At 68.2% G+C, this 13079-nt stretch carries 12 protein-coding genes; 6 read left to right on the forward strand and 6 right to left on the reverse strand.

What is annotated here, in order from left to right:
- Positions 1 to 23: 23 nt before the first annotated feature.
- On the reverse strand, positions 24 to 1106 hold the full coding sequence (locus tag PZB77_RS15765) for an inositol-3-phosphate synthase (protein ID WP_275493240.1): 1083 nt from the start codon (positions 1104 to 1106) through the stop codon (positions 24 to 26).
- 61 nt (positions 1107 to 1167) lie between these two features.
- Positions 1168 to 1851, reverse strand: a complete 684-nt coding sequence (locus tag PZB77_RS15770) for a PadR family transcriptional regulator (RefSeq protein ID WP_275493241.1) — start codon at positions 1849 to 1851, stop codon at positions 1168 to 1170.
- A gap of 385 nt (positions 1852 to 2236) precedes the next feature.
- On the opposite strand from PZB77_RS15770, the gene PZB77_RS15775 reads away from it, so the two are divergent.
- Both PZB77_RS15775 and PZB77_RS15780 read left to right on the forward strand, forming a co-directional pair.
- Positions 2237 to 5014, forward strand: a complete 2778-nt coding sequence (locus PZB77_RS15775; RefSeq protein ID WP_275493242.1) for a transglycosylase domain-containing protein — start codon at positions 2237 to 2239, stop codon at positions 5012 to 5014.
- 132 nt (positions 5015 to 5146) lie between these two features.
- Positions 5147 to 6646, forward strand: a complete 1500-nt coding sequence (locus PZB77_RS15780; RefSeq protein WP_275493243.1) for a glycosyltransferase 87 family protein — start codon at positions 5147 to 5149, stop codon at positions 6644 to 6646.
- Between the two features lie 24 nt (positions 6647 to 6670).
- Here the strand turns inward: PZB77_RS15780 and PZB77_RS15785 are convergent, their stop codons facing one another.
- The 3 genes from PZB77_RS15785 to PZB77_RS15795 form a co-directional block, all read right to left on the reverse strand.
- A complete protein-coding gene (locus PZB77_RS15785; protein ID WP_275493244.1) occupies positions 6671 to 7702 on the reverse strand; it encodes an alanine racemase in 1032 nt (343 codons plus the stop codon).
- Positions 7703 to 7823: 121 nt separating this feature from the next.
- Positions 7824 to 8942, reverse strand: a complete 1119-nt coding sequence (locus tag PZB77_RS15790; RefSeq protein ID WP_275493245.1) for a peptidoglycan bridge formation glycyltransferase FemA/FemB family protein — start codon at positions 8940 to 8942, stop codon at positions 7824 to 7826.
- A gap of 168 nt (positions 8943 to 9110) precedes the next feature.
- Positions 9111 to 9440, reverse strand: coding sequence for a hypothetical protein (locus PZB77_RS15795; protein ID WP_275493246.1), 330 nt, complete (start codon positions 9438 to 9440; stop codon positions 9111 to 9113).
- A gap of 276 nt (positions 9441 to 9716) precedes the next feature.
- Between PZB77_RS15795 and rpsF the strand changes: the two genes are divergently transcribed.
- The 4 genes from rpsF to rplI all read left to right on the forward strand — a co-directional run bounded on the left by rpsF (position 9717) and on the right by rplI (position 11437).
- Positions 9717 to 10007: a 30S ribosomal protein S6 gene (gene rpsF, locus PZB77_RS15800; protein ID WP_266706588.1), complete on the forward strand. Its 291-nt coding sequence runs from the start codon at positions 9717 to 9719 to the stop codon at positions 10005 to 10007.
- A gap of 71 nt (positions 10008 to 10078) precedes the next feature.
- Positions 10079 to 10690, forward strand: a complete 612-nt coding sequence (locus tag PZB77_RS15805; protein WP_275493247.1) for a single-stranded DNA-binding protein — start codon at positions 10079 to 10081, stop codon at positions 10688 to 10690.
- A 44-nt stretch (positions 10691 to 10734) separates the two neighbouring features.
- The gene (rpsR, locus tag PZB77_RS15810; RefSeq protein ID WP_003967857.1) at positions 10735 to 10971 is read left to right on the forward strand and encodes a 30S ribosomal protein S18; all 237 of its coding nucleotides are present in this window, start codon (positions 10735 to 10737) and stop codon (positions 10969 to 10971) included.
- 19 nt (positions 10972 to 10990) lie between these two features.
- Positions 10991 to 11437: a 50S ribosomal protein L9 gene (gene rplI / locus PZB77_RS15815; RefSeq protein ID WP_266706586.1), complete on the forward strand. Its 447-nt coding sequence runs from the start codon at positions 10991 to 10993 to the stop codon at positions 11435 to 11437.
- Positions 11438 to 11642: 205 nt separating this feature from the next.
- Here the strand turns inward: rplI and PZB77_RS15820 are convergent, their stop codons facing one another.
- Complete coding sequence (locus tag PZB77_RS15820) at positions 11643 to 12980, reverse strand: MATE family efflux transporter (protein ID WP_275493248.1); 1338 nt, start codon at positions 12978 to 12980, stop codon at positions 11643 to 11645.
- Positions 12981 to 13079 lie beyond the last annotated feature (99 nt).

Raw genomic sequence — 13079 nt, forward strand, 5'->3', positions numbered from 1 at the left:
GCGCTGTCAGCCGTGGGGCTGGATCAGCGCTCGACCTCGCCCTTGATGAACTTCTCGACGTTCTCGCGGGCCTCGTCGTCGAAGTACTGGACCGGCGGGGACTTCATGAAGTACGAGGACGCGGAGAGGATCGGGCCACCGATGCCCCGGTCCATCGCGATCTTGGCGGCGCGGACGGCGTCGATGATGACACCGGCCGAGTTCGGGGAGTCCCACACCTCGAGCTTGTACTCGAGGTTCAGCGGGACGTCGCCGAAGGCGCGGCCCTCGAGGCGGACGTACGCCCACTTGCGGTCGTCCAGCCACGCCACGTAGTCCGACGGACCGATGTGGACGTTGTCGGCACCGAGATCACGGTCACGGATCTGCGAGGTGACGGCCTGCGTCTTCGAGATCTTCTTGGACTCCAGGCGCTCACGCTCGAGCATGTTCTTGAAGTCCATGTTGCCGCCGACGTTCAGCTGCATCGTGCGGTCCAGGACGACGCCCCGGTCCTCGAAGAGCTTCGCCATCACGCGGTGCGTGATGGTCGCGCCGACCTGCGACTTGATGTCGTCGCCGACGATCGGGACACCGGCCTCGGTGAACTTGTCCGCCCACTCCTTGGTGCCGGCGATGAAGACCGGGAGGGCGTTGACGAACGCGACCTTGGCGTCGATGGCGGCCTGGGCGTAGAACTTCGCCGCGACCTCGGAGCCGACGGGGAGGTAGCAGACGAGAACGTCGACCTGCTTGTCCTTGAGGGTCTGGACGATGTCCACGGGGGCCTCGGTGGACTCCTCGATCGTCTGGCGGTAGTACTTGCCCAGACCGTCGTGGGTGTGGCCGCGCTGGACGGTGACTCCGGTGGAGGGCACGTCCGCGATCTTGATGGTGTTGTTCTCGCTGGCACCGATGGCGTCCGCGAGGTCGAGGCCGACCTTCTTCGCGTCGACGTCGAACGCGGCGACGAATTCGACGTCACCGACGTGGTACTCGCCGAACTGGACGTGCATCAGGCCGGGCACCTTGCCGGCCGGATCGGCGTCCTTGTAGAACTCGACGCCCTGCACCAGCGAGGCGGCGCAGTTGCCCACGCCAACGATGGCTACGCGAACCGAACCCACGGTTGCTCCCTGTGTGTGATGGTGATCCCGACGAAGGCCCCCGCGAGCTGCGGAGGTCTGGTCAGGCGGTGTCATCGGACGGATCCGGCGGGGTGTCATCCCGGCGCCGGGGCAGGCCGTCCGTCTTCTCTGAGGTGTCCTGCTGAGGGGAACCCTCGGGTGCGGACCGTCGCCGGTCCCGTCCCGAGCGCTCGCTCTCGATGAGCTCGTTCAGCCAGCGCACTTCGCGCTCCACGGATTCCATGCCGTGCCGCTGCAGCTCAAGTGTGTAGTCGTCGAGTCGTTCCCGGGTGCGGGCGAGGGAGGCGCGCATCTTCTCCAGGCGCTCCTCCAGCCGGCTGCGCCGGCCTTCCAGGACGCGCATCCGCACATCGCGTTCGGTCTGACCGAAGAAGGCGAACCGGGCGGCGAAGTGCTCGTCCTCCCAGGCGTCCGGGCCGGTCTGCGCCAGCAGCTCCTCGAAGTGCTCCTTGCCCTCCGCCGTCAACCGGTACACGATCTTCGCCCGGCGCCCCGCGAGTGACGAAGCGGGGGCCACCAGATCGGCGGGGGCCGTGCTCGGTTCCTCGATGAGCCAGCCGCTGGCGACCAGCGTCTTGAGACAGGGGTAGAGGGTGCCGTAACTGAAGGCGCGGAAGATGCCCAATGAGGTGTTGAGACGCTTGCGCAGCTCGTAACCGTGCATCGGAGACTCGCGGAGCAGACCGAGGACGGCGAATTCGAGGATGCCGGAGCGCCTGCTCATCGTCGCCTCCTCCGCTGTCGCCGGTCCCGCGATGCCTCGGGGTCCTGGTGATGCCGCCCCGATGTATCGACTCGATACATCAGCACGATAGATCGGTCCGCGAGGTTCGACAAGGGCTGCCTTCGTGAACGGCGTCACATCACTAATTCGTAGCAAGCGACTTGCGTCATTTGGGGTGAACTTCGGCCCTAGAAGGGTTTTGACCGTGCGTAGTCTGTCCGGGATGCAGATCACGGGAACCGTGTGGCGCCGTTGGGCGTCAGTCTTCGCGGACTGCCGGATGTACTGCGGATGAGCCTTCCGCAGGGCCTGTCCGCAATTCGGGGGGACCGGATCTCAACTGCCGCTTCCAGGCGCTCTCGCCTGCCCGAGGAGTAGTCGTTCGATGAGCGAGCACCGTCGCAAAACGCCTCAACCGCAAGACGGGGGGCGTGCCGCGGCCCGACGGGCCGCGCCGCAGTCACCAGGACGCCGCGCGGCGCCATCACCCAGAGTGACGGACGAGTCACCTGCTGAGCCGTACGCCGGGGAACGCCCGCCGGGCGGCCGAGCCGAGGCGCGCCGCGCGGCTCAGCGCGGCAGCCGTCGGCGGGGGGCCGAAGGCCCGGGCGGTGGCGGCCCGGGGGGTGCCGGCGGAGGCGGTGGCCGACGGCGTGGCGGTGGAGCCGAGGGAGCCGGAGGCGGCCGCCGTGACGGCCGGCCCGGCAAGAAACGGATCATCGACTACCCGCGCGCCGGTAGGTACGGGTACCGCCGGTGGGTCCCCTCGTGGAAGCTCGTCTCGGGGTGTTGCCTGAGTTTCCTCGGGCTCCTGATGGGCATCGCGGGCGTCTCGTACGCGCTGGTCAAGACCCCTGAGGTCAGCAAGGCGGCACAGGCGCAGAACAACGTCTACTACTGGGCCGACGGCTCGCAGATGGTCGCCACCGGTGGTGAGGTGAACCGCCAGGAGATCAGCTACGCGCAGATCCCGGCAGCCATGCGCAACGCGGTGATCTCCGCCGAGAACAAGTCGTTCGACACGGACCACGGCATCGACCCCATGGGTATCGGGCGCGCCCTGTTCAACATGGCCAAGGGCGGCGAGACCCAGGGCGGATCGACGATCACCCAGCAGTTCGTCAAGAACTCGATGCTCAGCCAGGAACAGACCCTGAGCCGCAAGTTCAAGGAGCTGTTCATCACGCTGAAGGTGGGCAGCGAGATGGACAAGGACGACGTGATGACGGGGTACCTCAACGTCTCCTATTACGGCCGGGGCGCCTCAGGGCTGCAGGCCGCGGCGCGGACGTACTACGACAAGGACGCCACCGACCTCGACCCCAGCGAGTGCGCCTTCCTGGCCACCCTGCTCAAGGGGGCGAGCTACTACGACCCGGCCGGTGCTCCCGAGGTGGACCCGGTCGGGGCTACCGCCGAGAAGAACCTGACCCGGGCCCAGATCCGCTGGAAGTGGATCCTCGACGAGGAGGTCAAGGACGGCCGCCTCGACGCGGCGGAGCGGGAGAAGTACACGAAGTTCCCCATGCCGGTCGCGCCGAAGAAGAGCGCCCAGCTCAGTGGCCAGACGGGTTACCTGGTGGAACTCGCCAAGAAGGACTTCCTGAGCAGCAACAAGCGGCAGGTCGACTCCGACCTCCTCGCCCAGGGCGGCTACGAGATCCACACGACCTTCGACAAGAAGAAGGTCCAGCAGCTCAACACCGCCGTCCAGCGGGTCTACGACGAGAAGATCGACCCCGAGAAGCGCCCCGCCGACGACACCTACGTCCAGTTCGGCGGCGCGTCGGTGGACACCGGTACCGGGGCCATTCTCGCCATCTACGGCGGCCAGGACGCGACCAAGCACTACACCAACAACGCCAACCCCACGGGCGCGCAGGTCGGTTCGACCTTCAAGCCGTTCGTGCTCGCGGCCGCCATGGAGTACGGCAAGAAGGATCCCGACCTCGGAGACGAGCAGAGCGATTCCGAGCGCACTCCGGTCTCGCCGAAGAGCATCTACAACGGCGACAACAAGCTGAAGATCGAGAAGTACACGGGGGAGCCCTGGGAGAACAAGAAGGGCGAGCAGTGGCTCCAGACCAACGACGACGACCAGTCCTACGGGAACGTCGACCTGCGGTATGCCATGCAGGAGTCGATCAACTCTCCCTACGTCCAGCTCGGCATGGACGTCGGTACGGACAAGGTGAAGAAAGCCGCGATGGCGGCGGGCCTGCGCGACGACGAGTACATGGCCGACGACTCCGTTCCGTCGTTCTCCATCGGTACCTCCTCGCCGAGCGCCATCCGGATGGCCGGCTCGTACGCCACGTTCGCCACCAGCGGCCGGCAGCACGAGCCGTTCTCGGTCACCGAGGTCAAGAAGGGCGGTGAGGTCATCTACCAGCACGAGAAGACGACCAAGACCGCCTTCGACCCCGCCGTCGCCGACAACGTCACCGACGTGCTGAAGAACGTCGTGGAGCACGGCACCGGTACGGCAGCGAAGATTCCCGGCCGGGACGTGGCGGGCAAGACGGGTACCACGGACGAGAACATGTCCGCCTGGTTCGTCGGATACACCCCGCAGATCTCCACCGCGGTCAGCATGTTCCGGCTGGACGACAACGAGAAGCACGCCGACCGCGCCTTCCTGGAGATGTTCGGCACCGGTGGGGAGAAGAAGATCCACGGCGCGTCGTTCCCCGCGCAGATCTGGCACGACTACATGGTCGGTGCGGTGAAGGGCTCGAAGGCCGTGCAGTTCCCGAAGCCCGGTCCGATCGGCGAGAAGGTCTACGGCGGCGGCGCCAGCCCGAGTCCGAGCCCGACCCCGAAGCCGACCCCCAGCCCTTCGTCGGCCACACCGTCCGAGAAGCCGACCGTGAAGCCGACGCCGTCGACCGTGTCCCCCACCCCCTCGCCGAGCGACACCTGCACCCAGTGGGGCTGGAACACCTGCACCGCGGCCGGAGCCACCACCACGGGAGCGGAGGGCGGTATGGACACCGGCGGCACGACCGACGGCACGGACACCACCGGCACGACCGACGGAACCGACACCGCCGGCACGGACACCACCACCGACGGCAACACCAACGGGAACTCCAACCCCACGTCCAACGGCGGCAACGGCAACAGCAACAACAGCGGATTCATCACCACCGGCGGTACCTGACCCCAGGCATCTCCAGGCCCTGATCAGGGCCGTGCCGGAGGGCCGTCCACACCTGGCGAGGTGGGGGCGGCCCTCCGTCGCGTCCGGCGGTCCCGCACCTCCCGCACAGCGCCGTACGGCAGGATGTTGCGCATGCCAAGCGCAGAAGAGACCAGCGAGGACCGGGAGCGTCCCGTCGCTCCTACGCGGGTGGACGAGATCGCCGCCGCGGGAGCCGAGTCGATCGGCGGACCGGCGGGCCGTTTCGCCCGGTTCGGCGGCGGTCCGCTGACGGCCGTACGCGTGATCGCCCTCACGGCGATCGGGGTGTTCGCGCTCGGCATGGTGCAGAAGCTCCCCTGCTACAACTGGGCCTGGTTCAGAGGGTCGAGCTCCCAGTACACGCACGCCTGCTACTCGGACATCCCCCACCTCTTCGTCGGACGGGGCTTCGCGGACGGGCTGCTGCCGTACTTCGACCGGATCGGGGGCGACATGCAGTACCTCGAGTATCCGGTCCTGACCGGGCTGTTCATGCAGGTCGCCTCCTGGCTCACGCTCACCCCGGACAGCGACCCGGTCCAGCAGCGGGAGCAGATGTACTGGCTCGTCAACGCCGGCCTCCTGATGATCTGCGCGGTCGTGACGGCGGTGTGCGTCGCGCGCACCCATCGCCGGCGCCCCTGGGACGGGCTGCTGGTCGCCCTGGCGCCCGCCCTCGCGCTGACCGCCACGATCAACTGGGACCTGCTGGCCGTCGCCCTGACCGCCGCCGCGATGCTCATGTGGTCGCGCGGGCGGGCGGTCGCGTTCGGCGTCCTGATCGGTCTCGCGACAGCGGCGAAGCTCTACCCCGTCCTGCTGCTCGGACCGCTCCTCGTGCTCTGCTGGCGCGCGGGTAAGTGGCGTCCGTTCCTCGTCGCCGCGTTCTCGGCCGCCGCCGCCTGGCTGGTGGTGAACCTGCCGGTGATGCTGTACGCACCCGAGGGGTGGAAGAAGTTCTACACCTTCAGCCGGGAGCGCTCCATCGACTTCGGGTCGTTCTGGCTGGTCATCACGGAGCGCACGGGACGGCCCATCGAGGTCTCGGTCGTGAACACGGCCTCGGTGGTGCTGATGGGGCTCTGCTGCCTCGGCATCGCCGCGCTGGCGCTGGCGGCGCGGCGCAGGCCGCGGTTCGCGCAGCTCGCGTTCCTCGTGGTGGCCGCCTTCGTCCTGACGAACAAGGTCTACTCACCGCAGTACGTGCTCTGGCTGATCCCGCTGGCGGTGCTGGCCCGCCCGCGCTGGCGCGACTTCCTGATCTGGCAGACGTGCGAGGTGCTCTACTTCCTCGGCATCTGGATGTACCTCGCCTACACGACCAGTGGGGAGAAGCACCTGGGGCTGCCGCAGGACGGCTATCAGCTCGCCATCGTGGCTCATCTGCTGGGAACGCTCTACCTCGTGGCCCTGGTCGTCCGGGACATCGTGCGGCCCGACCGGGACGGGGTGCGGCAGGACGGTGCGGACGATCCCTCGGGCGGCGTGCTCGACGGGGCGCCGGACGTGTTCGTGCTGGCGCCGATGGGCACCCGGGACTTCGACGAGGAGGAGTTCTGGGGCGAACCGGCGGCCTGGGGCGCGGCATCCGGCGGCAGGCCCGGCGACTGACCGGACCCGCCGCCGGACCGTCGGTCAGTGCTCGACGAGACGGTCGAACTGCGTCGTGGTGTGCCGCAGGTGCGCGACGAGCTCGTCGCCGACCCGCGGTTCCTGGGCGTCCGACGGCACGAACAGGATCGACACCTGCATGTGCGGCGGCTCGGCGAACCAGCGCTGCTTTCCCGACCAGACGAACGGCGACAGGTTGCGGTTGACCGTGGCCAGTCCCGCCCGGGCGACCCCCTTGGCACGCGGCATCACGCCGTGCAGGGCCTTGGGAGCCTCCAGCCCGACCCCGTGCGACGTACCACCGGCGACGACGACCAGCCAGCCGTCCGAAGCCGCCTTGCCCTGGCGGTAGCCGAAGCGGTCGCCCTTGACGACCGGTGTCACGTCCAGGACGGCACCGCGGTACTCGGTGGCCTCGTGGTCACCGAGCCAGAGCCGGGTGCCGATACGGGCGCGGAAGCGGGTCTGCGGGAACTGCTGCTGCAGCCGCGCCAGTTCCGCGGACTTGAGGTGGCTGACGAACATGGTGTGCAGCGGCAACCGGGCGGCCCGCAGCCGGTCCATCCAGCCGATGACCTCCTCCACCGCGTCCGAACCGTCGGTGCGGTCCAGCGGCAGGTGCAGCGCGAAACCTTCGAGCCGCACGTCCTCGATGGCGGCGTGGAGCTGTCCCAGCTCCTCCTCCTTGACGCCGTGGCGCTTCATCGAGCTCATGCACTCGATGATGACCCGGGCACCGACCAGGCCGTGGACCCCGTCCACGGAGGAGACCGAGCGGATCACGCGGTCGGGCAGCGGAACCGGCTCCTCGCCCCGCCGGAACGGGGTCAGGACGAGCAGGTCGCCGCTGAACCAGTCCTTGATCCGGGCGGCCTCGTAGGTGGTTCCGACCGCCAGGATGTCCGAGCCGAAACGGATGGCCTCGTCGGCCAGCCGCTCGTGGCCGAAGCCGTAGCCGTTGCCCTTGCAGACCGGTACCAGACCGGGGAACTGGTCGATCACCGACTTCTGGTGCGCCCGCCAGCGCGCGGTGTCGACGTAGAGGGAGAGCGCCATGGCCGGCCCGGAACCTTTCTGGTGGCTGCGGTGTGTCTGAGATCGCAGAGAGCGGAGCGTGCGGAGGAGTACAGCGGAGAACGGAGCGGACGGGCCCGGTCGTTCGCCGGGCCCCGTCGCCTCAGCGCCGCGACATGTAGATGTCGAGGGCCTTGTGCAGGAGCTTGTTGAGCGGGAAGTCCCACTCGCCGACGTACTCGACGGCTTCCCCGCCCGTGCCCACCTTGAACTGGATCAGGCCGAAGAGGTGGTCGGTCTCGTCGAGGGAGTCGCTGATGCCGCGCAGGTCGTAGACGGACGCGCCCATCGCGTACGAGTCGCGCAGCATGCGCCACTGCATGGCGTTGGAGGGCCGGACCTCGCGCCCGATGTTGTCGGAGGCGCCGTAGGAGTACCAGACGTGCCCCCCGACGACGAGCATGGTCGCGGCGGAGAGGTTGACCCCGTTGTGGCGGGCGAAGTAGAGCCGCATCCGGTTGGGGTCCTCGGAGTTGAGGACCGTCCACATGCGCTCGAAGTACGAGAGGGGGCGCGGGCGGAAGTGGTCGCGCACGGCGGTGATCTCGTACAGCCGCTGCCACTCGGCGAGGTCCTGGTAACCGCCCTGGACGACCTCGACACCGGCCTTGTCGGCCTTCTTGATGTTGCGGCGCCACAGCTGGTTGAAGCCCTTGAGGACGTCTTCCAGAGAGCGGTTCGCCAGGGGCACCTGGAAGACGAAACGGGGCTGCACGTCGCCGAAGCCGGCGCCGCCGTCCTCACCCTGCTGCCAGCCCATCTTGCGCAGCCGGTCGGCGACTTCGAAGGCCCGCGGCTCGATGACCGTCGCCTCCACGTCCCGCAGGCGCTTCACGTCCGGGTCCTGGATGCCGGCCTTGATCGCGGTGGAGTCCCAGCGGCGGATGACGACCGGCGGGCCCATCTTCACCGAGAAGGCGCCCTGCTGCTTGAGGTGGGCGAGCATCGGCTGGAGCCATTCGTCCAGATTGGGGGCGTACCAGTTGATGACCGGGCCCTCGGGGAGGTACGCGAGGTACCGCTTGATCTTGGGGAGCTGGCGGTACAGCACCAGACCGGCACCGACGATCTGGCCGTTCTTGTCGAACCAGCCGAGGCTCTCCGACCGCCATTCCGTCTTCACGTCAGCCCACGCCGGGACCTGGCAGTGACTGGCCGCGGGCAGACTCTGGATGTACGCCAGATGCTGCTCGCGGCTGATGGTCCTCAGGGTCAGGCTCATACGGGGGGCTCCTCGGCAGGTGTGTCCCCATCGGTCAGGGGCTCCGGCTCTCGCGCCGAAGCCTACTGTGAGCCGGGAGCGGCCGTTCTGGCCCGTACGGCACTTGGCCGCGAGCGGCATGCGTACGGGCCCCGGCGGGCTCGCCGCCGGGGCCCGCGCCCGGGTGGTTCAGTCGATCACGCTGCCGAACAGGCCCCCGTGGGCCATGCCGAGGTAGAAGCCCAGGGCCGACGAGCCCAGACCCATGATCAGGGCGAACCGCTCCCAGGTCGTCCTGGACACCCACATCCCGTATCCGCCGGTCAGGATGCCGATGAGTCCGGCCCACGAGCTGAGCAGGTGCAGGTTGTGGAACATCGCGGTCACGAAGGCGAGGACGCCGAGCACCCCGGTGACCAGGATCAGGGTGTCCTGGAGCGGATGGGGCCTGCCGTCGGTTGCGAAGAGCGAGCCGGTGGGGCGGCGGTTCCGCGGGCGGGTGTGCGCTACCTGGGCCATGAATTGCCTCCTGACGAAGGGGCGGCGGGCTGAGACGCCGCTCACATCCGATATGTACAGATTGCGCATCCTTGGCCCAGGATTTCAACCCGAGGGCTCATGGCAGGTAGTCTGTACGGTCTGCACCGGTGTCTGCCTTGAGCCGGCCCGCCAGTCCTCTCCCTGAGGCCCCTGCCGAGCCCGCTGTTCCGCCCGACGGACACCGATGCGTACGCATCACGACCCTCCTGCCACGGAACGACCGTGGCCGCTGAGTCCAAAGGAGGTGGGTTCCACATGCGTCACTACGAAGTGATGGTCATCCTCGACCCCGATCTGGAAGAGCGCGCTGTCTCTCCCCTGATCGAGAACTTCCTCTCCGTCGTCCGTGAGGGCAACGGAAAGGTGGAGAAGGTCGACACCTGGGGCCGTCGTCGGCTCGCCTATGAGATCAAGAAGAAGCCCGAGGGCATCTACTCGGTCCTCGACCTGCAGGCGGAGCCTGCGGTCGTCAAGGAGCTCGACCGCCAGATGAACCTGAACGAGTCGGTCCTCCGGACCAAGGTCCTCCGTCCCGAGACCCACTGAGCATCTAGCTCAGCGGTCATCGGGTTCGAGTAGCAGCAAGCAGCAAGCAATCCCCGCCGAGAGGTTCATCCATGGCAGGCGAGACCGTCATCACGGTCGTCGGCAATCTCGTCGACGACCCCGAGCTGCGCTTCACCCCGTCCGGTGCGGCGGTCGCGAAGTTCCGTGTCGCGTCCACACCCCGCATCTTCGACCGTCAGACCAATGAGTGGAAGGACGGCGAAGGCCTGTTCCTCACCTGCTCGGTCTGGCGTCAGGCGGCGGAGAACGTCGCGGAGTCGCTTCAGCGAGGCATGCGCGTCATCGTGCAGGGCCGGCTGAAGCAGCGGTCGTACGAAGACCGTGACGGCGTCAAGCGCACGGTCTACGAGCTGGATGTCGACGAAGTCGGCCCCAGCTTGAAGAGCGCCACGGCCAAGGTCACCAAGACCTCCGGTCGCGGTGGCCAGAGCGGTGGCCAGCAGGGTGGATACGGCGGCGGCCAGCAGGGTGGCGGCAACTGGGGCGGCGGTCCCGGTGGCGGTGGCCAGCAGGGCGGCGGCGGTGCTCCCGACGCCGACCCCTGGGCATCCGGCGCACCCTCCGGCGGCCAGCAGGGCGGGGGCCAGGGCAGCTGGGGCGGAAGCTCCGGCGGCTCCGGCGGCTCCAGCGGCGGCGGCTACTCGGACGAGCCTCCTTTCTAGGTCCGGCTCGTACCCCCACTTCTTGATCACACAGGAGAAACACCATGGCGAAGCCGCCTGTGCGCAAGCCTAAGAAGAAGGTCTGCGCGTTCTGCAAGGACAAGACCCAGTACGTGGACTACAAGGACACGAACATGCTGCGGAAGTTCATTTCCGACCGTGGCAAGATCCGTGCCCGCCGCGTCACCGGCAACTGCACGCAGCACCAGCGTGACGTCGCCACGGCAGTCAAGAACAGCCGTGAGATGGCGCTGCTGCCCTACACGTCCACCGCGCGATAAAGGGAAGGGTGACGCACACATGAAGATCATCCTCACCCACGAGGTCACTGGCCTCGGTGCCGCAGGCGACGTCGTCGACGTCAAGGACGGTTACGCTCGCAACTACCTGGTCCCGCGTGGCTTTGCCATCCGCTGGACCAAGGGTGGCGAGAAGGACGTGGCGCAGATCCGCCGCGCCCGCAAGATCCACGAGATCGCGACGATCGAGCAGGCCAACGAGATCAAGGCCAAGCTCGAGTCCGTGAAGGTCCGTCTGGCTGTTCGCTCCGGCGACGCCGGCCGCCTCTTCGGCTCCGTCACCCCGGCCGACGTCGCTTCGGCGATCAAGGCCGCCGGTGGCCCGGAGGTCGACAAGCGTCGCGTCGAGTTCGGTTCGCCGATCAAGACGCTCGGCGGCCACCAGGTGTCCGTGCGCCTGCACCCTGAGGTCGCAGCGCAGCTCGGCGTCGAGGTCGTCGCTGCCTGAGGCAGCGCTCGTACGCGTGAAGTGAAGGGCCGCACCCTCGGGTGCGGCCCTTCGTCGTTCCACGTGAAACATGAGCTGTGGAGAGAGCAGCGGCCGGGCTGAGGAAGACCGCGGCTGTTTCACGTGAAACGGGGAGCTGCGCTGGGGCTCCGACGGGGTGGGGTGACGAACTCCGATGCGCCCCTGATCCGTTCCGGTGTGCCGCTCAACGGCTGGCGCCGGTGACGATCCACCGCCCTGAGCGGGCGCGGACCCACAGCGTGATCAACCGGACGGCCATCATCAGGTCCATTGCCCACCAGAGCGCGGTGAGCCCGCCGCCGAGGGTGGGGATCAGCAGGGCCACCGGGGCGAAGACGCCCAGCGTGATGAGCATGGCCCAGGCCAAGTAGCGTCCGTCCCCGGCTCCCATGAGTACGCCGTCCAGGATGAAGACCACGCCGGCAATGGGTTGGGAGACCGCTACCACCAGCAGTGCGGGCAGCAGGGTGTCCCGGACCGACGAGTCGCTGGTGAACAGGGGGATGAAGAGCGGCCGGGTGAGCACGATGAGCAACCCGAGCGCGACTCCCGCCGCGACGCCCCACTCCACCATCCGACGGCACGCCTCGCGGGCGCCGTCCGCATCATCGGCGCCGAGGTAGCGGCCGATGATCGCCTGGCCCGCGATGGCGATGGCGTCCAGGGCGAAGGCGGTCAGGGTCCAGAGCGAGAGGACGATCTGGTGTGCCGCGATGTCCACGTCCCCGAGACGGGCGGCGACCGCGGTGGCGATGACCAGGACCGCGCGGAGGGAGAGTGTACGGATCAGCAGCGGAACCCCGGCCCGGGCGCTCGCACGGATACCCGCCGTGTCGGGACGCAGCGATGCTCCGTGGCGGTGGGCGCCCCGGACCACCACGACCAGATAGGCCAGGGCCATGCCCCATTGCGCGATCACGGTGCCCCAGGCGGATCCGGCGATGCCGAGGCCGGCGCCGTAGACCAGAGCGGCGTTGAGGATCGCGTTGGCGGAGAAGCCGCCGATGGCGACGTACAGCGGAGTGCGGGTGTCCTGGAGTCCGCGCAGTACTCCGGTGGCCGCCAGTACCACGAGCATGGCGGGTATCCCCAGCGTCGAGATACGGAGGTACGTGGTCGCGTACGGCGCCGCCGTTCCGGAGGCGCCGAAGATGTCGACGATCCCGGGTGCGGTGGGGAGGACGGCGGCGACCACCAGGGCACCGAGAAGCAGGGCGAGCCAGATACCGTCCATGCCCTGCCGGATCGCGGAGGCGAGATCGCCCGCGCCGAGGCGCCGGGCTACTGCTGCCGTGGTGGCGTAGGCGAGGAAGACGAAGATGCTGACGGCGGTGGAGAGAAGGGCGGCGGACACGCCGAGACCCGCCAGTTGCGGAGTGCCGAGATGGCCCACGATGGCGCTGTCCACCATGAGGAAGAGGGGCTCGGCGACGAGGGCGCCGAAAGCGGGCACGGCGAGGGCGATGATCTCTCGATCGTGCCGTCGTCGACCGGTTGCCGGTGTCACGGGAGCCTTGGTCACGAGACCCCATCCAATCTTCCACAGGTAATACATGCAAGCCATCTGAGGCTATTACTTTCACCGGTCCCGCACGCAGGGCCGCGCGCGGTGCAGGGCGAT

It is taken from the genome of Streptomyces sp. AM 2-1-1 (assembly GCF_029167645.1).
In the GTDB taxonomy this organism is placed as follows: domain Bacteria; phylum Actinomycetota; class Actinomycetes; order Streptomycetales; family Streptomycetaceae; genus Streptomyces.

Excerpts from the sequence above, each read along its gene's own strand:
- PZB77_RS15780 (WP_275493243.1), top strand. The coding sequence starts at position 5,147 with ATGCCAAGCGCAGAAGAGACCAGCGAGGACCGGGAGCGTCCCGTCGCT.
- PZB77_RS15790 (WP_275493245.1), bottom strand. The coding sequence starts at position 8,942 with ATGAGCCTGACCCTGAGGACCATCAGCCGCGAGCAGCATCTGGCGTAC.
- rpsF (WP_266706588.1), top strand. The coding sequence starts at position 9,717 with ATGCGTCACTACGAAGTGATGGTCATCCTCGACCCCGATCTGGAAGAG.
- rplI (WP_266706586.1), top strand. The coding sequence starts at position 10,991 with ATGAAGATCATCCTCACCCACGAGGTCACTGGCCTCGGTGCCGCAGGC.
- rpsR (WP_003967857.1), top strand. The coding sequence starts at position 10,735 with ATGGCGAAGCCGCCTGTGCGCAAGCCTAAGAAGAAGGTCTGCGCGTTC.
- PZB77_RS15785 (WP_275493244.1), bottom strand. The coding sequence starts at position 7,702 with ATGGCGCTCTCCCTCTACGTCGACACCGCGCGCTGGCGGGCGCACCAG.
- PZB77_RS15770 (WP_275493241.1), bottom strand. The coding sequence starts at position 1,851 with ATGAGCAGGCGCTCCGGCATCCTCGAATTCGCCGTCCTCGGTCTGCTC.
- PZB77_RS15775 (WP_275493242.1), top strand. The coding sequence starts at position 2,237 with ATGAGCGAGCACCGTCGCAAAACGCCTCAACCGCAAGACGGGGGGCGT.
- PZB77_RS15805 (WP_275493247.1), top strand. The coding sequence starts at position 10,079 with ATGGCAGGCGAGACCGTCATCACGGTCGTCGGCAATCTCGTCGACGAC.
- PZB77_RS15795 (WP_275493246.1), bottom strand. The coding sequence starts at position 9,440 with ATGGCCCAGGTAGCGCACACCCGCCCGCGGAACCGCCGCCCCACCGGC.